Origin of the sequence: Burkholderia seminalis DSM 23518 (assembly GCF_902832885.1) — a bacterium.
GTDB lineage: Bacteria > Pseudomonadota > Gammaproteobacteria > Burkholderiales > Burkholderiaceae > Burkholderia > Burkholderia seminalis.
Genome location: NZ_CADFDK010000006.1, coordinates 1 through 15,653, shown reverse-complemented (window position 1 = coordinate 15,653; position 15,653 = coordinate 1). Strand labels below are relative to the sequence as shown.

The following is a 15,653-nucleotide window of genomic DNA, read 5'->3' as shown; positions in this document are numbered from 1 at the left end:
GCCGGTATCGCGCCACGGCAACCCTTCTGGACAGATATTAGAACCAAAACCGGCTCGACGCTTTATTTTCTGGGTTGCGGGTGCGCCAGAAAGTGGTATAGATTCGATCCACGCTGCCTGGTGTCGCGGTATCCGGCAGCCCCGTGGCGGGCGCGGCATGCGCCCGCCGTCCACGCTCACGACGCATACGACGTACACGATGACCGCCCTTTCCCCGATTCCCGTTTTCGATGCGGCCGACACGGCCGCATTGCTCGACTACCCGGCGCTGCTCGCCACGCTCAGGCAAGCCGTTGCCGAGTATGCGGCGGGCGAGATCGTCAGCCCCGAGCGCCTCGTCGTGCCGCTGCAGGCCGGCGGCGTGATGCTGTCGATGCCGTCGAGCGCGCGCGACCTCGCGAGCCACAAGCTCGTGAACGTCTGCCCCGGTAACGGCACGCGCGGCCTGCCGACGATCCTCGGCCAGGTGAGTGCGTATGACGCGACCACGGGCGAGCTGCGCTTCGCGCTCGACGGCCCGACGGTCACCGGCCGCCGCACGGCGGCCGTCACCGCGCTCGGCATCGAGGCGCTGCATGGCGCCGTGCCGCGCGACGTCCTGCTGATCGGCACCGGCAAGCAGGCGGCCAATCACGCGGAAGCGCTCGCGGCGATCTTCCCGGAAGCGCGCCTCCACGTGCGCGGCACGCGCGCCGACAGCGCGGCCGCGTTCTGCGCGGCGCATCGCGCGCAGGCGCCGCGGCTCGCACCGCTCGACGGCGAAGCGATTCCCGACGCGATCGACGTCGTCGTCACGCTGACGACGAGCCGCACGCCCGTCTACCGGGAAGCCGCGCGCGAGGGCCGGCTCGTGGTCGGCGTCGGCGCGTTCACCGCGGATGCCGCCGAGATCGGCGCGAACACCGTGCACGGCAGCCGGCTCGTCGTCGACGATCCGGCCGGCGCGCGCCACGAGGCCGGCGACCTGATCGTCGCGCAGGTCGACTGGCAGCACGTCGCGTCGCTCGCCGACGTGCTGAACGGCACGTTCGCGCGCGGCGGGCCGATGCTGTTCAAGAGCGTCGGCTGCGCTGCATGGGATCTCGCCGCGTGCCGCACGGCGCGCGATGCGCTCGAGGCACGCGGCGCCGGCTGACCGCGTACCGGCATATCGCGGCAACATCGGAGCCGCGCCGGCGGTTTCCCGGACGCGTTGTAGGAAACGCCCTACAACGCGTCGAAGCGGCCTACACGAACTTCCAATTCGGCCGATTTCAATTTCGGCGGCGCAACACGATACTGCCGGCATGAATGCCAGCCTGTCACCCGCCGCGCTCAGGGTGTTTCTCGTCGATCACGCCGTCGCCGTCCGTCAGCGGATCGCGCTGCTCGTCGGCGCGATCCGCGGCGTCGCCGTCGTGGGCGAAGCGGAAGACGGCCAGGACGCGTGGACGCACATCCGCAGTTGCCGGGCGGATGTCGTGATCGTCGACGTGCGGCTCGCGGATGGCAGCGGCCTCGCCCTCATCGGGATGCTGTCGAAGGTCGCACCGCGCATCGTCACGATCGTGCTGACGAATCATTCGGCGCCGGCATTCAGAGAGGCATGCGCGACGGCGGGAGCCGACTACTTCTTCGACAAGACCGTCGAATTCGACGCCGCATGCCGTGTCATCGAATCCTTGGTGCACGCTCGTGTGCACCACCCCTGACGAGCCGGAGTGACTTATGTCCACAGCCACCGCCTGCGCCGCCGACGTGTCCGTCGTACCCCGGCCAACGATTCCGCTGCGCGCGGCCGCGCGCGCCGACGCCGCCAAACATCCGGCCGCACGCTGCTCGGCCTGCGCGATGCGCTCGATGTGCCTGCCGCACCTGACGGCCGCCGAGTACGGCCGCCTCGACTCGATCATCTGCACGACCCGGCACGTTCGCCAGGGTGACGCGCTGTTCCGCATCGACGATCCGTTCCAGAGCATCTATGCGGTGCGCGCGGGTTCGTTCAAGACGGTGATGATGCATCGCGACGGCCGCGAGCACGTGACGGGCTTCCAGATCGCCGGCGAAACGCTCGGGATGGACGGCATCGGCAGCGGCCAGCATTGCTGCGACGCGATCGCGCTGGAGGACAGCGTCGTGTGCATCATTCCGTTCGGCGCGCTCGAAGCCGCCTGCCGCGAGATCAAGCCGATGCAGCACTTCCTCTACCAGATGCTGAGCAGCGAGATCGTTCGCGAATCGAGCCAGATGCTGCTGCTCGGCACGATGTCGGCCGAACAGCGCGTCGCGCATTTCCTGCTGAACCTGTCGTCCCGTTTCGAGGCGCGCGGTTATTCGGCGACCGAATTCAACCTGCGGATGACGCGCGAAGAAATCGGCTGCTATCTCGGGATGAAGCTCGAAACCGTCAGCCGGATGTTCTCGCGGTTCCATCGCGACGCGCTGGTCGAAACGCGCGGCAAGCGCGTGCGCATCCTCGACGCGCACGCGCTCGCGCAGGTCTGACGCGCGACGCCGGATCATCGGCGCAGCGCCGCCCTTGCGCCGCTCGCCTGCCACGCGATCAGCGCCTGCTCGGCCTGGGCGAATGCGCGGCGCAGCGCGTCGTCGAGGTCGTTTCCCGCGCATGGCGGCAGCGGCCTGAGCGCCGCGTCGTGCATCACCAGGTCGAGCCGCACGTCGTACAGCCGCACGCCATCGGTCGCCACGCGCGATTCGATCGCGAGGTGGCAGCCGCCGATCAGCGCGCGGAACCGCTCGAGCCGCACCAGCTGCGCGCCGGCCTCGGCTTCCACCGCGGCGGACCCGGTGAATCCCCGGCAGGCGATCTGCATGCCCACGCCCATCTCCTACTCTCCCGACGGGGCCGCCCGCTCGTCGACCGCCTTGCATGCGCCCGCCCGCACACGATGCGGCGGCACGCGTTTCCCGTGGCGTGGCGCGATTCTGCGATCGCGGCCCGGCCGACAATCCTCCCGCGCCGTCCTGGCGCGGGTCCGTTCATACGTTGAAGACCTGCGACGTCTTCATCTCGATCCAGGTCATGCCGGCGCGCAGCCCTTCGATCATGGCCTCGCGCTCGGTCGGATACGCGTGACTGTGCTCGAACGTATGATGAAACCGAGCGGCACCGGCGCCGTGCTCGACGGACACGCGGCAGCGGAATTCGCCCGATTCGCACGGTCGCGTCTCGACTTCGACCGACCAGTCGCGTTCGTGAATGTTGCCCTGCAGTGTCATGCGCCCTCCTGCGGTATCAGCCTTCGAGCCGGAAGTGGCCGCTGTGCAGCAGCACCGGCCGGCCGCCGATTTCCTCGAGCATCCGTCGCGCCATCGCCTCGATCGCCGGGCGGTGCCCGTCGAATGCGGTCAGCAGGTCGCTTTCGAGCAGCGACCGCGCGCCGAAATGGTCTTCCAGCGCCTCGGCCGTGACCGCGCACTGTACGCAACGTCCGTCGACCAGCGCCGAAAACGCGACGACCAGGTCGCGCGCGCAATATTCGGGCGGCTCGGGCGGAAAAGTGATGTGCATCGGTCGGCCTGTCATCGTCGTGATGGCTCCATGACGAGAGCATAGTGGCGCGCGCGGCCGCGCGCTTGACCCACGTCAAGCGGTCCGCTGCACCGCACGATCCCGGTGCAGCCGCGCGACGCGGCTTCAGCCCGCGTCGGGCTCGATCGCCGCGCCGCGCTGCGCGAGCAGCTCGCGCAGCGCGGCGCGGTGGCAATGGCGCTCGTCTTCGCAGTAGCGGCCGATCGAGAACGCCGTGGTGGCCGACAGCGCCGCCAGCAGGTCCAGCACCTTCGCCGGGTCACCCTGCGCCATCTCCGCGCGAAAGTGGCGCTTGAATGCATTCCATTCGGCGTCGGTTTCGGCGGCCTGTGCCTGGGCAACGAGTTCGGCACTCGGCGACAGCGTCGGCAGCCATACATCATAGTAGTCGCGCGACGCGAATTCCGCCTTAGGTACGCCGCGCGGCGGCCGCCGCACCGTGCCGATCCGCAGCCCCTCGCCGGCCGCGCGCGGCGTGCCGAGCCGGATGATCCGGATGCCCATGTCGCTTCCCTTTTCGTGTTGCGTCCGATGCCGCATCGTACCGCCGCACGCGCCGTCGCGTCTGTCTTCCGGCGCACGTTGCCGCCGCGCAAGAAAAAACCGGCTGCCCCCCGCGACGGGGGACAGCCGGCTCATCCTGCGTCGTTCGGTGCGCGCCGGAGCGCGCGCCGCGCTCAGACGCCGCTCTTCAGCACCTTGCCGATCGCGTCCGCGACGATGCCGACGTTCGAGTCGTTCAGGCCCGCCACGCACATCCGGCCCGAACGCAGGATGTACACGCCGTGCACTTCGCGCAGCGCGTCGACCTGCGATTCGGTCAGGCCCGTGTACGTGAACATCCCGCGCTGCTTCACGTAGCGCGTGAGCGCCTCGCCGCCGACGTGGTCGCGCAGGCCGTCGTGGATCGACTGGCGCATCCGCGCGATGCGGCGGCACATGGCCGACAGCTCCTCTTCCCATTGCTTGTGCAGTGCCGGCGTGCCCAGCACGGCCGCGACGACCTTCGCACCGTAGGTTTGCGGGTTGCTGTAGTTCGAGCGCACGGCGCCGGCCAGCTGGCCGAGCACGCGCTCGGCCGCGGCTGCGTCTTCGCAGACGACGCTCAGCCCGCCCACGCGCTCGCCGTACAGCGAGAAGTTCTTCGAGAACGAGTTCGCGACGAGCGTCGGCACGCCGCGGCGGGCCAGTTCGCGCACCGCGAACGCGTCCGCGTCGAGACCCGCGCCGAAGCCCTGGTACGCCATGTCGACGAACGGCAGCAGCCCGCGCGCCTCGATCACGTCGATCAGTTTCTCCCACTGGCCTTCGTCGAGGTCGACGCCGGTCGGGTTATGGCAGCACGCATGCAGCAGCACGATGCTGCGCGCCGGCAGCGCGTCGATCGCCGCGAGCATCGCGTCGAACTTCAGGCCGCCCGTCGCCTCGTCGTAGTACGGGTAGGTATTCACCGTGAAGCCGGCGCGCTCGAAGATGAAGCGGTGGTTTTCCCAGCTCGGATCGCTGAGCCACACCTGAGCATCCGGGAAATAGCGCTTCAGGAAATCGGCGCCGACCTTCAGTGCGCCCGAGCCGCCGAGCGTCTGCAGCGTCGCGATGCGACCGGCCGCGCGGGCCGGGTGATCGGCGCCGAACACGAGCGATTGCACGGCGTCGCGGTACGCGGCCAGGCCGACCATCGGCAGGTACGGCTTCGGGCCGCTGTCGCGCTGCAGCGCGGTTTCGGCTTCGCGCACGGCGCCCATCACCGGAATCCGGCCTTCGGCGTCGAAATAGATCCCGATGCTCAGGTTGACCTTCTGGTCGCGCGGATCTTTCTGGAAGTTCTCGTTGAGCGTCAGGATCGGGTCGCCCGGGTACGCGTCGATGTGTTCGAACATGGCTATGTCGGTCTCGTTTGGAAGAATGATCGGTCGTGGCCTGCGTCAGCGTGCGGAGGCGCCGTCGTGCATCGCAAAGCCTGCATTCTTCTGACGGAAGCGATACCCGATCGCGAGCACCGCGAGCCATACCGGGATCAGGTACACCGACAGGCGGAGATCCGGCGTCAGGTACATCACGACGAGAATGCCGGCCATGAATGCCAGGCACAGGTAATTCGTGAAAGGATAGCCCAGACTGCGGAAGGAAGTCTTCTCCCCGGCCGCGCGCTTGGCCTGGCGGAACTTCAGGTGGATCAGGCTGATCATCGCCCAGTTGATGATCAGCGCCGACACGACGAGGCCCATCAGCACCTCGAACGCCTTGCCCGGCATGAAGTAGTTGACCAGCACGCACACGCCGGTCGCGAGCGCCGACGCGCCGAGCGCGGCGAGCGGAATGCCGCGCTTGTTCACCGAGCACAGCACCTTCGGCGCGTTGCCCTGCTGCGCGAGGCCGAACAGCATCCGGCTGTTGCTGTACACCCCGCTGTTGTAGACCGACAGCGCGGCCGTCAGCACGACCACGTTCAGCACGTTGGCGACCACGTTGCTGCTCAGCGCGTGGAAGATCAGCACGAACGGGCTGCCGCCGGTGACGACCTTTTCCCACGGATACAGCGACAGCAGCACCGCGAGCGCGCCGATGTAGAAAATCAGGATCCGGTAGATCACCTGGTTGGTCGCGCGAGGAATGCTGTGCTTCGGATCGTCGGCCTCGGCCGCGGTGATGCCGATCAGCTCCAGCCCGCCGAACGAGAACATGATCGCGGCCATCGACATCACGAGCCCCGACACGCCGTTCGGGAAGAAGCCGCCGTGCTGCCACAGGTTCCGCACGCTCGCCTCCGGCCCCGCGTGGCCGCTCGCGAGCAGCCAGCCGCCGAAGCCGATCATGCCGACGATCGCGGCGACCTTGATGATCGAGAACCAGAATTCCGTCTCGCCGTACGACTTCACGCTCGCCAGGTTGAGCAGGTTGATCGCGACGAAGAACACCAGCGCCGACACCCAGGTCGGCACGCCGGGCCACCAGTACTGCACGTAGATCCCGACGGCCGACAGCTCGGCCATGCTGACGAGGATGTACAGCACCCAGTAGTTCCAGCCCGACAGGAAGCCGGTGAAGTGGCCGACGTACTTGTTCGCGAAAAAGCTGAACGAGCCGGCGACGGGCTCGTCGACGACCATCTCGCCGAGCTGGCGCATGATGAAGAACGCGACGATGCCGGCCACCGCATAGCCGAGCAGCACGGACGGGCCGGCCATCTTGATCGTCTGCGCGATGCCGAGGAACAGCCCCGTGCCGAGCGCGCCGCCGAGCGCAATCAGCTGGATGTGCCGGTTCTTCAGCCCGCGCTTCAGGCCGTCGCTCTCGTTACCAGAAACCATGTCTTCTCCACTCTGTCCGCCTCCGCCTGACGCGGTGCGGCGCGCCTCGGTGTGCCGGACGCTGTTTTACTGTGCCGGCGGCCGTTCGTGGGGGCGCCGGGTTGGGGACTGCAATCTTCGCGTGAGGCGGCAACCGATTTGCGTCGGCGTGCCGGCCACACTGGCCGCCGACTCTCCGCCCACGCCGCGCTGCCGCGGCCGCATACGAAAATCCGGGGTCAGTTTAGCGTCGCGACCGCGAAATCGGGTTGCGTAACCCGCTCATGCAAACCCTACATTATGAGATAAGATTGCATCCAGGAGACGAATGAGGAAACAAAAATGCCTGACCCGGTTCTCGATCGCATCGATCGCCACTTGCTGTCGGTGCTGCAGGAGAACGGCCGCGCGTCGAACCTCGATCTGGCGAAGGCCGTGGGACTGTCGCCCGCGCAGACGTTGCGGCGCCATCGCCGGCTGGAGGAAATCGGCGCGATCCGCCGTTACGAAACCCGGCTCTGCGCCGACACGCTCGGCTTCGGCGTCACCGCGTTCGTGCACGTGACGATGGAGCGCGGGCATATCCGCGATTTGTCGAAGTTCCAGAAACTCGTGTCGGATCTCGCGCAGATCCAGGAATGTTTCTCGGTGACGGGCGACATCGACTACGTGCTGAAAGTCGTCGCGCACGATCTGAAGGGGCTGTCGCGATTCCTGCTCGAGACGCTGATGCGCATCCCCGGCGTGAGCGGCGTGCATTCGAGCGTGTGCCTCGACGAAATCAAGTGTACGAGCGCGATGCCGGTGGAAGCGTAACACCCGCGCGGGCGAGGTGTTCACGCGAAGGTCGCCGGTGCCGCAGGCATCATCATGGCTCCGGCTGCGTCAGGCAGGCGTTGAGCAGCTCGCAGGGCCACAGGCTGCGCTTTCCTGCGCAACGTAGCTGTCGCGGCGCGTCTGTCGTGATCGACATTGCCCGGAAAACGTGTTCGACTGCGGCATCGTGCGATGGCACCGATTAATGGGACGCCCATCAATCGGTAGCAAATTTCACGAAAAGTCGTACAAGTCTAATAGGCGACTTGTTTCTTATCAGCGATCGTCTTCGATTCCTTAATGCATCAGGAATCGACTATGCAACCCGCCGTAGCAACAGCCAGCGATCCGACCGCTTCCGTCGGATTCGTCATCGCCGCCACATATGGGGCGTAGCCGATGCCGAACCCGTCCACGAAAGTCCGCACCAATGACACGCCGCATTCTTACAGCTCAAAACACTGACATTTCGGGAGCTTTGGAACGCATATCCGAAGAAGGATCCATATGATGACCCGACCGGCGAGTATAAAAATCAATGCGCGATCCGGATGAGCGTAACTTTCCACGCAATCGGCAGCGGCATGAAGTCGTTTTCTCAGAAAGTATTGAAGCCCATGCCAGGAAAACGAACGCTCGGACGCCTCATCCTCGATGGGAAGGCAACTGCGACCCGCGCCTACGAACTAGCAGAATGGTTGAAGCTTCGCCCATTCCTTGGCTTGGGCAAGCCGGAAAATATCACCGGACAGGATTGGCAGGCCAAGGTAAAAGGCCGAACCGGTATCGTCTATTTCTTCGGTTATTGGCGGCAGGACGGTGATTCGGCTGACGCATTCAGCGGCGGACATATCGATCTGTGGAACAAGGACACGCTCACACCCTCGGCTGCGTCGTTCTGGCGATTTCGCATTGGCGTGCCGTCCATGATTAACCCGCTCGATTATCTTCGGGGCCGACGCGGAAACTGGTACTCGGACCTCGCCAATTCGAACGAAATCCTTTTCTGGGAAGTTGAATGAAACGGCTGGCCGTCACCCTCGGCGGATTCATATGGGGCTTGCTCGTTACCTGGGCATCCCTTTACACGTTCAGCCGAATTCATTGGCCCACTACACCGTCACATTCGACCGGCTGCAACGACATGGAGCACTGCGCTCCTCAGGCGGTATTCGTGGTCGGTCTGCTCGCACTCACGTTGTGGCCCTCGGTCCTCTTTGCCGTCATCAATGCGTTCGCTTATCGGCGCTGGTCGTCGCGTAGATGGGGAAACGTGTTCGTTATGGCTACGCTATTCGTCGTCGTTTTTCATCTCGCGAGCTACGCGGCGCCTGCGCTAGGTCTCTTCAGCCAGGCCGGATCACCGGAGCGGCGCAACGCAGTTTGTGCGCCGCCTCGCCCCGTCAAGCGACAGCCCGTTACATCGGTGCGCGTGACGATTTCGTCTGCAACCGCCTAAACTTGCGACTGTCGTCAATGCTCACCGCACCGCCTCGAACGCACTGATCAACAACGCCCCGCAAGCAATCACCATGCATCCTGCCGTCCGGCGCGGCGTCAGCCGCTCGCCGAGATACACGCGCGCGATCAGCGCCGCGAACACCACGCTCGTCTCGCGCAGCGCCGACACCGGCCCCATCGGCGCCCGGTCCATCGCCCAGATGACGATGCCGTACGCAAGCGCGGCGAACACCCCGCCGCATGCGGCCTTCGCCGTTTCGCCAACCTCCTGCGTCAGCCGCAACGGCCCCGCGCGCAGCCGGTAGTACGCGGCCATCATCGCCCCCGTCAGCACGAACATCCACGCGGTATAGCCGACCGTGTTGCCGCTCTCGCGCACGCCGATCCCGTCGACCACGCTGTACGCCGCGATCGACACGCCGGTCGCGAACGCGGTCGGCAGCACCCTCGCGATCGGATGCGTTGCGCCGCGTCCGCGATCCAGCCCGATCGCCAGGATGCCCGCGCAGATCAGCACGAGCCCGCCTTGCGCGCCGACGTTCAGCCGCTCGCCCGCGAACGCCGCCGCGCCGAGCGTGACGAGCAGCGGCGCGGTGCCGCGCGCGACCGGATACGCGACGGTCAGGTCGCCATGCTCGTACGCGCGCACGAGCAGCAACGTGTAGACGACGTGCAGCACCGCCGACGCGACGACGCACAACCAGCTCGACGCTGAAATGGGCGTGGCGACCGGCAGGAACAGCAGCGCGAACAGCCCGATCGCGATCTGCAGCACGGTGGCCGAACGCAGCCGGTCGCCGCTGCCGCGGACCAGCGCGTTCCACGCCGCATGGAGGAACGCGGCGCACAGCACGGCAAACAGGACGGGAATCGGCACGATGAATACTCGCAGACGCGCGCCGACGTCGATCGCCGCCGCAGGGCGTTCATCGTATGAATCCGTCACCGGATTGTCAAAAACGTCGGCGTGTACGGCGGCGCGAACGCGCCCGCCGGCCGTGCGCCGCCCCGCCCGGCGCGGCATCGGCGGCAGCGGCCCGCCGCGCCGCGGCACCTGCCGCGGCGGCCGCACGCGGTCTGCCCCTTTCCGTTCTCTTTCGCGCCTCGTGCCGGCGTAATGGAATCGATACCGCGATGCAACCGTCACGAAACCACTCCGTCCCCATATCTTCATATGCGGCTGTTTCAATGCGCGTGCTCTCTCACGCGCTCCGCGCCGACCGACACGCCACGGCGACGGAGCCGCGCCCCACCCTCGAAGACCTTACCTGGAGTTTCCCGATGTTCCGTCAAGCCTTGCTCGTCACCGCCTGCGCAGCCGCGGCGCTGGCGCTGTTCGCCTGCGGCGGCAGCGACGATCCCACGTCGACGCCCGCTGTGTCGTCGCAAGATGCGCTGCAGACCGCCACGCCGATCAAGCACGTGGTCGTGATCTACGGCGAGAACATCTCGTTCGACCACTACTTCGGCACCTATCCGAACGCGACGAACCCGTCGGGCGAACCGGCGTTCACCGCGAAAGCGGGCACGCCGACGTCGAACGGGCTGACGGGCACGCTGCTGACCGCGAACCCGAACTTCACGAACACGGCCAACGGCACCGACGCGGCGAACCCGTTCCGCCTCGACCGCACGCAGGCCGCGACCGCCGACCAGAACCACGCGTACACGGCCGAGCAGCAGGCCGAGGACAACGGCCTCGCCGACCTGTTCCCGAAGTACACCGGCAAGGGCTCGTCCGGCGGCGCCGGCGCGTTCGGCACGAAGGGCCAGGTGATGGGCTACTTCGACGGCAACACCGTGACCGCGCTGTGGAACTACGCGCAGCGCTTCGCGATGAGCGACAACACGTTCACGACGGTCTACGGCCCGTCGACGCCCGGCGCGCTGAACGTGGTATCCGGCCAGACCAACGGGATGCAGATCGTCAAGACGTCGAAGCAGCCGTCGACGCTCGCGGCCAGCTCGTACTACATCAATGACGGCCAGGGCGGCTTCACGATGATCAACGACGTCGACCCGGGCTTCGACGTGTGCTCGAGCACGACCGACCAGGCGATGATGACGGGCAAGAACATCGGCGACCTGCTGAACGGCGCGAAGATCACGTGGGGCGGCTTCATGGGCGGCTTCAACCTGTCGACGACGAACGGCAACGGTACGACGGGCTGCGCGCGCAGCACGGTCGCCACCGCCGTGAACGCCGCGACGGCCGACTACATCCCGCACCACAACTGGTTCCAGTACTACGCGTCGACCGCGAACCCGCAGCACACGCGCCCGAGCTCGGTCGCGGCGATCGGTTCGAGCTTCCAGGCCGACGGCAAGACCGCCGAGCCGGCGAACCACCAGTACGACACGGACGACTTCTTCGCCGCCGTGAAGGCCGGCAACTTCCCGTCGGTCAGCTACCTGAAGGCGCCGGCCGCGCAGGACGGGCACGCGGGCTATTCGGATCCGCTCGACGAGCAGGCGTTCGTGACCAAGGTCGTCAACTTCCTGCAGCAGCAGCCGGACTGGCAGAACACGGCCGTGATCGTCACGTACGACGACTCGGACGGCTGGTACGACCACGTGTACACGGCGCCGACGCACGCATCGTCGGACCCGGTCGACCAGGTCAACGGCGCCGGCAAGTGCGGCACGGGCGGCACCACCGGCGTGAACGGCGCGACCGTGAACGGCCGTTGCGGCCCGGGCGTGCGCATTCCGCTGGTCGTGATCTCGCCGTATGCGAAGCAGAACTACGTCGACCACACGATGCTCGACCAGGCGTCCGTCGTGCGCTTCATCGAGGACAACTGGCTCGGCGGCCAGCGCATCGGCGGCGGTTCGTTCGATGCGACCGCGGGCGACCTGCGCAACCTGTTCGACTTCACGTCGAAGCCGAACACGACGCCGCTGTACCTCGACCCGACGCTCGGCACCGCACTGAGCGCCGCACCGGCGATCTGAGCGTCGCCTGCCCGACCGCATGGCCGGCGCCTCGCGCGCCGGCCGTTTCCATTTAACGCGCCGCGTCGAGCGGCGCCCGAGTTCCGATCGACAGCATGACAGCCCGACCCGCGGTCCCCTCTTCCGACGCCTCCGGCACCCCCGCGCCGCGCGCCCCTTCCCGCCTGCCGCGCCGCGCGGCGTTCGTGTTCGGCGCGGCCGTGCTCGGCTACGGCGCGTTCGCGATCGCGTTTCCCGCGCGGGTGCCGGCGGCCATCGGCACCGTCGTCGCCGACTGGACCGGCGCGAACCCGCATCCGGTCGTGCTGCAACGGCCTGCCGCGCAACCGCTGTCGGCGGTCGCGCAGCTCGGGCGCGCGCTGTTCCACGATCCGTCGCTGTCCGCGTCGGGCAAGCAGTCGTGCGCGTCGTGCCACAGCCCCGACCACGCGTACGGGCCGCCGAATGCGCTCGACGTGCAGCCGGGCGGCCTCGCGATGACGCAGCAGGGCTATCGCCCGCCGCCGTCGCTGATGTACCTGTACCGCCAGCCGAACTTCAGCATCGGCCCGGATGCCGGCGAAAACGACGCCGCGCCGAGCGTCGCGCAGCAGGCCGCGTCGGCGGCCGGCATCGTCAAGGCGCAGAAGGTGGCCGGCACGTCGGCCGCGCCGCAGCTCGTGCCGCAAGGCGGGATGTTCTGGGACGGCCGCGCCGACACGCTGCAGCAGCAGGCGTTCGGCCCGCTGCTGAATCCGGTCGAGATGGCGAACGCGAGCATCGACGACGTGGCGCGCAAGCTCGCGCAGTCGTCGCACCGCGCGCAGCTGGTGCAACTGTTCGGCGCGCGCGTGTTCGACAGCCCGCAGCTCGCGGTGTCGGAGGCGATGTTCGCGATCGCGCGCTACCAGGTCGAGGATCCGTCGTTCCATCCGTACAACAGCAAGTACGACCGCTGGCTCGAAGGCCGCGCGCGCCTCACGCAGGCCGAGCTGCGCGGCCTGCGCCTGTTCAACGATCCGGACAAGGCGAATTGCGCGGGCTGCCATCTGTCGAAACCCGGCAAGGACGGGTTGCCGCCGATGTTCACCGATTACCAGTACGAGGCGCTCGGTGCTCCGCGCAACCAGGCGCTTGCGCAGAACCGCAACCCGGCGTTCCACGATCTCGGCGTGTGCGGACCGTTCCGCGACGACCTGAAGGACCAGACGCAGTATTGCGGGATGTTCCTGACGCCGACGCTGCGCAACTCGGCGACGCGCCGCGTGTTCTTCCACAACGGCGTGTTCCATACGCTCGACCAGGTGATGGCGTTCTACAACGAGCGCAGCATCTCGCCGCAGAAGTTCTATTCGCGCGGCGCGGACGGCAAGGTCGACGAGTACGACGACCTCCCGCCGAAATATCGCGCGAACGTCGACGTGACCGACGCGCCGTTCGACCGCAAGCCGGGCGACAAGCCCGCGATGACCGCGCAGGACATCAAGGACATCGAGGCGTTTCTCGGCACGCTGAACGACGAGCCGGCACGGCACTGAACGCCGCGCGGGCGTCGCGCCGCATCAGCGGCGCGCGCGGATGCACAGGAAGGCCGGCGCCAGCGACAGCTCCGCGTGGAGCCGTTCCGACGCCGCCTTCATCTCCGGCAGCGGCTTCGGTTCGACGAACCGTTCGAGCCGCCAGCCGCCGTCGGCGAGCGCATTCAGGATGTCGGCCAGCGGCCGCCGCCAGGCTTCGACGTAGGGCCTCGGCTCGCCGAACCCCGACCAGTGGAAACCGAAGCGTGACGTGTCGAAGTACGTGCCTTCCCCGCGCGTCCGTTCGTCCATCCAGTCGCGCATCGGATGCGCCATCGAGAACACGAGCGTCGCACCGGGGCGCGCGACGCGCCTGAATTCGCGCAGCGTCGGCGCGAGATCGCGCACGTAGTCGAGCGCGAGCGAGCACAGCACCTTGTCGACCGCATGATCCGGCAGCCACGCGAGCGGCGCCTCCAGGTCGCCTTCCACGATGTCGACCGCGAGGCCGTCGCAGCGCGTTCGCGCGAGCGCGACCATCTCCGGCGTGACGTCGAACGCATGCACGGTCGCGCCGCGGTGCGCCAAGTGTTCGCTGCAGATGCCGGGACCGCACCCGGCGTCGAGCACCGTCAGGCCGTCGACGTCGCCGAGCAGCGCCAGCGTCGCCGGCCGTTCGTACAGCGCGTTGTGCGCCTTCGTCGGCGCGATGTCCGCGTAGCGTTGCGCGAAGCTCGCATAGGCGCGGCGGCCGGACGATTCGTTCGGATCGGTCATGCGGCATCCGTCGGCGGAAACTGGGAGTGTCGATTCTGCCCGATCGGACGACGGTTGGCGATCCTGCTTCCCGCCTGCGTTACGACAGGCTGTCGAGCAGCCGGTACCAGGCCACGCCGGCCGCGATATAGAAGCGCTGCAGCCCGTGAAACGGAATCGGCCGGATCGGCGTGACGCGGAACGGCAGCGGCAGTTGCGCATCGCCCGACAGGTGCGCCGCCAGATGCTTGCCGAGCGTCGTCGCCATCGCGATGCCGCGCCCGTTGTAGCCGAGCGCGATCGTCACGCCCGGCGCCGGCTCGTGCACGTGCGGCATGAAATCCGCGGTGATCGCGACGCGTCCGGCCCAGCGGTATTCGAACCGGACGCCCTTGAGTTGCGGATACAGCAGCGTCGCCGCACGCTCGAGATGGCGCCAGTCGCTCGCCGCACGCGGTTCCGCGAACGGGCCGCGACCGCCCATCAGCAGGCGTCCCGCCGCATCGCGCCGGAAGTACAGCAGCAGGCGCCGCGCATCCGATGCGACTTCGCCGCCGGCGAGAATGTCGCGGCCGAGTTCCGGCGCGAGCGGTTGCGTCGCGACGATGAAGCTGTTCGCGGCGATCACCGACTGGCGCAAGCCGGGCCACAGTCCGTCGGTATAGCCATTGGTCGCGAGCACGACGCGGTCGGCCGATACCGTCGCGCCGCCGGCGGTCGCGACCTGCCAGCGACCACCGGCACGCGTCAGCCCGACGGCGCGCGTCAGCCCGTGCACGACCGCCCCGCTCGCCTGTGCGGCGCGCACGAGGCCGCGCGTATAGCTGAGCGGCTGCACGCTGCCCGCGCGGCGATCGATCCAGCCGCCCGCGTAGGCGCCGGTGCCGAGCCGGCGCGCGACGTCGTCGCGACCGAGCAGTTCGACCGGCGCGCCCCGCGCGGCCCATTGCTGCGCGCGCCGCGCGACCGTCTCGAGCATCGCGGCGGTCGGCGCCGGCTGGATCCAGCCGTGGCGACGCGCGTCGCAGTCGATCGCGTGCCGCGCGATCAGGTCGAACACCGTGTCGGCCGCCCCGCCGACCACGCCGGCAAGCTGCTCGCCGGCCTCGTCGCCGAACCGGCGGATCAGTTCGTCGGGATCGTATTTCAGGCCCGGAATCACCTGCCCGCCGTTGCGGCCCGACGCCCCCGTTACTATCTTCACGCCCCGATTGTCGGGGCTTTGGCCAGCCAGGCCCGGCATGATTCTCGCCCCCAGTCGCAGTCATGATCCGGGGGGTGTTGTCACCGGGCCTGGTGGGTGGCTGGTGATCGCTGATAGGGGTTTGGCCGGGATATCCCGACGCC

Annotated in this window: 15 protein-coding genes and 2 pseudogenes; 8 read left to right on the top strand and 9 right to left on the bottom strand. The window is 67.8% G+C overall.

Going from position 1 to position 15,653, the window contains the following annotated elements:
* Positions 1–199: 199 nt before the first annotated feature.
* The 3 genes from lhpI (at position 200) to HWX00_RS19465 (ending at position 2,484) form a co-directional block, all read left to right on the top strand.
* A complete protein-coding gene (lhpI, locus tag HWX00_RS19475) occupies positions 200–1,135 on the top strand; it encodes a bifunctional Delta(1)-pyrroline-2-carboxylate/Delta(1)-piperideine-2-carboxylate reductase (RefSeq protein ID WP_175027493.1) in 936 nt (311 codons plus the stop codon).
* A 151-nt stretch (positions 1,136–1,286) separates the two neighbouring features.
* Positions 1,287–1,691 carry a response regulator transcription factor gene (locus tag HWX00_RS19470; protein WP_034191423.1) on the top strand — a complete coding sequence of 135 codons (405 nt, stop codon included), beginning with the start codon at positions 1,287–1,289 and terminating at the stop codon, positions 1,689–1,691.
* Positions 1,692–1,707: 16 nt separating this feature from the next.
* Positions 1,708–2,484, top strand: coding sequence for a helix-turn-helix domain-containing protein (locus tag HWX00_RS19465; RefSeq protein WP_034191424.1), 777 nt, complete (start codon positions 1,708–1,710; stop codon positions 2,482–2,484).
* A 14-nt stretch (positions 2,485–2,498) separates the two neighbouring features.
* Here HWX00_RS19465 and HWX00_RS19460 read toward each other — a convergent pair whose 3' ends face one another.
* From HWX00_RS19460 to HWX00_RS19435, 6 genes are all read right to left on the bottom strand, one after another.
* Entirely contained in the window at positions 2,499–2,825 is a 327-nt protein-coding gene (locus tag HWX00_RS19460) for a hypothetical protein (RefSeq protein WP_034191425.1), read from the bottom strand.
* 154 nt (positions 2,826–2,979) lie between these two features.
* Positions 2,980–3,219 carry a hypothetical protein gene (locus HWX00_RS19455; protein WP_034191426.1) on the bottom strand — a complete coding sequence of 80 codons (240 nt, stop codon included), beginning with the start codon at positions 3,217–3,219 and terminating at the stop codon, positions 2,980–2,982.
* Between the two features lie 16 nt (positions 3,220–3,235).
* The gene (locus HWX00_RS19450; protein ID WP_034191427.1) at positions 3,236–3,526 is read right to left on the bottom strand and encodes a DUF1488 family protein; all 291 of its coding nucleotides are present in this window, start codon (positions 3,524–3,526) and stop codon (positions 3,236–3,238) included.
* 111 nt (positions 3,527–3,637) lie between these two features.
* Positions 3,638–4,036: a DUF488 domain-containing protein gene (locus HWX00_RS19445; protein ID WP_175027492.1), complete on the bottom strand. Its 399-nt coding sequence runs from the start codon at positions 4,034–4,036 to the stop codon at positions 3,638–3,640.
* A 173-nt stretch (positions 4,037–4,209) separates the two neighbouring features.
* Entirely contained in the window at positions 4,210–5,412 is a 1,203-nt protein-coding gene (locus HWX00_RS19440; protein WP_175027491.1) for an amino acid aminotransferase, read from the bottom strand.
* Between the two features lie 45 nt (positions 5,413–5,457).
* The gene (locus HWX00_RS19435; RefSeq protein ID WP_034191430.1) at positions 5,458–6,843 is read right to left on the bottom strand and encodes an amino acid permease; all 1,386 of its coding nucleotides are present in this window, start codon (positions 6,841–6,843) and stop codon (positions 5,458–5,460) included.
* Between the two features lie 321 nt (positions 6,844–7,164).
* Between HWX00_RS19435 and HWX00_RS19430 the strand changes: the two genes are divergently transcribed.
* The 3 genes and pseudogenes from HWX00_RS19430 (at position 7,165) to HWX00_RS19420 (ending at position 9,097) form a co-directional block, all read left to right on the top strand.
* The gene (locus HWX00_RS19430) at positions 7,165–7,638 is read left to right on the top strand and encodes an Lrp/AsnC family transcriptional regulator (RefSeq protein WP_049032428.1); all 474 of its coding nucleotides are present in this window, start codon (positions 7,165–7,167) and stop codon (positions 7,636–7,638) included.
* A 399-nt stretch (positions 7,639–8,037) separates the two neighbouring features.
* Positions 8,038–8,660: pseudogene (locus HWX00_RS19425) on the top strand (type VI secretion system amidase effector protein Tae4).
* Positions 8,657–9,097 carry a hypothetical protein gene (locus HWX00_RS19420; protein ID WP_319001527.1) on the top strand — a complete coding sequence of 147 codons (441 nt, stop codon included), beginning with the start codon at positions 8,657–8,659 and terminating at the stop codon, positions 9,095–9,097. Before HWX00_RS19425 ends, HWX00_RS19420 begins: the two are co-directional and overlap by 4 nt.
* Before the next feature lie 21 nt (positions 9,098–9,118).
* Here the strand turns inward: HWX00_RS19420 and HWX00_RS19415 are convergent, their stop codons facing one another.
* The gene (locus tag HWX00_RS19415; RefSeq protein ID WP_175027490.1) at positions 9,119–9,976 is read right to left on the bottom strand and encodes an EamA family transporter; all 858 of its coding nucleotides are present in this window, start codon (positions 9,974–9,976) and stop codon (positions 9,119–9,121) included.
* A 404-nt stretch (positions 9,977–10,380) separates the two neighbouring features.
* Here HWX00_RS19415 and HWX00_RS19410 point away from each other — a divergent pair, with 404 nt between their 5' ends.
* Both HWX00_RS19410 and HWX00_RS19405 read left to right on the top strand, forming a co-directional pair.
* A complete protein-coding gene (locus tag HWX00_RS19410) occupies positions 10,381–12,054 on the top strand; it encodes a phospholipase C (RefSeq protein WP_034191434.1) in 1,674 nt (557 codons plus the stop codon).
* Between the two features lie 95 nt (positions 12,055–12,149).
* Positions 12,150–13,571: a cytochrome-c peroxidase gene (locus HWX00_RS19405; protein ID WP_175027489.1), complete on the top strand. Its 1,422-nt coding sequence runs from the start codon at positions 12,150–12,152 to the stop codon at positions 13,569–13,571.
* 24 nt (positions 13,572–13,595) lie between these two features.
* Here the strand turns inward: HWX00_RS19405 and HWX00_RS19400 are convergent, their stop codons facing one another.
* Entirely contained in the window at positions 13,596–14,327 is a 732-nt protein-coding gene (locus HWX00_RS19400; protein ID WP_175027488.1) for a class I SAM-dependent methyltransferase, read from the bottom strand.
* A 79-nt stretch (positions 14,328–14,406) separates the two neighbouring features.
* Positions 14,407–15,495, bottom strand: a pseudogene (locus HWX00_RS19395) (NAD(P)/FAD-dependent oxidoreductase); the annotation flags it as partial.
* Positions 15,496–15,653: the final 158 nt, after the last annotated feature.

Coding starts and splice junctions, on each gene's coding strand:
- HWX00_RS19400 (WP_175027488.1), bottom strand. CDS start 14,327: ATGACCGATCCGAACGAATCGTCCGGCCGCCGCGCCTATGCGAGCTTC.
- HWX00_RS19410 (WP_034191434.1), top strand. CDS start 10,381: ATGTTCCGTCAAGCCTTGCTCGTCACCGCCTGCGCAGCCGCGGCGCTG.
- HWX00_RS19445 (WP_175027492.1), bottom strand. CDS start 4,036: ATGGGCATCCGGATCATCCGGCTCGGCACGCCGCGCGCGGCCGGCGAG.
- HWX00_RS19455 (WP_034191426.1), bottom strand. CDS start 3,219: ATGACACTGCAGGGCAACATTCACGAACGCGACTGGTCGGTCGAAGTC.
- HWX00_RS19430 (WP_049032428.1), top strand. CDS start 7,165: ATGCCTGACCCGGTTCTCGATCGCATCGATCGCCACTTGCTGTCGGTG.
- lhpI (WP_175027493.1), top strand. CDS start 200: ATGACCGCCCTTTCCCCGATTCCCGTTTTCGATGCGGCCGACACGGCC.
- HWX00_RS19460 (WP_034191425.1), bottom strand. CDS start 2,825: ATGGGCGTGGGCATGCAGATCGCCTGCCGGGGATTCACCGGGTCCGCC.
- HWX00_RS19435 (WP_034191430.1), bottom strand. CDS start 6,843: ATGGTTTCTGGTAACGAGAGCGACGGCCTGAAGCGCGGGCTGAAGAAC.
- HWX00_RS19465 (WP_034191424.1), top strand. CDS start 1,708: ATGTCCACAGCCACCGCCTGCGCCGCCGACGTGTCCGTCGTACCCCGG.
- HWX00_RS19440 (WP_175027491.1), bottom strand. CDS start 5,412: ATGTTCGAACACATCGACGCGTACCCGGGCGACCCGATCCTGACGCTC.
- HWX00_RS19420 (WP_319001527.1), top strand. CDS start 8,657: ATGAAACGGCTGGCCGTCACCCTCGGCGGATTCATATGGGGCTTGCTC.
- HWX00_RS19405 (WP_175027489.1), top strand. CDS start 12,150: ATGACAGCCCGACCCGCGGTCCCCTCTTCCGACGCCTCCGGCACCCCC.
- HWX00_RS19470 (WP_034191423.1), top strand. CDS start 1,287: ATGAATGCCAGCCTGTCACCCGCCGCGCTCAGGGTGTTTCTCGTCGAT.
- HWX00_RS19450 (WP_034191427.1), bottom strand. CDS start 3,526: ATGACAGGCCGACCGATGCACATCACTTTTCCGCCCGAGCCGCCCGAA.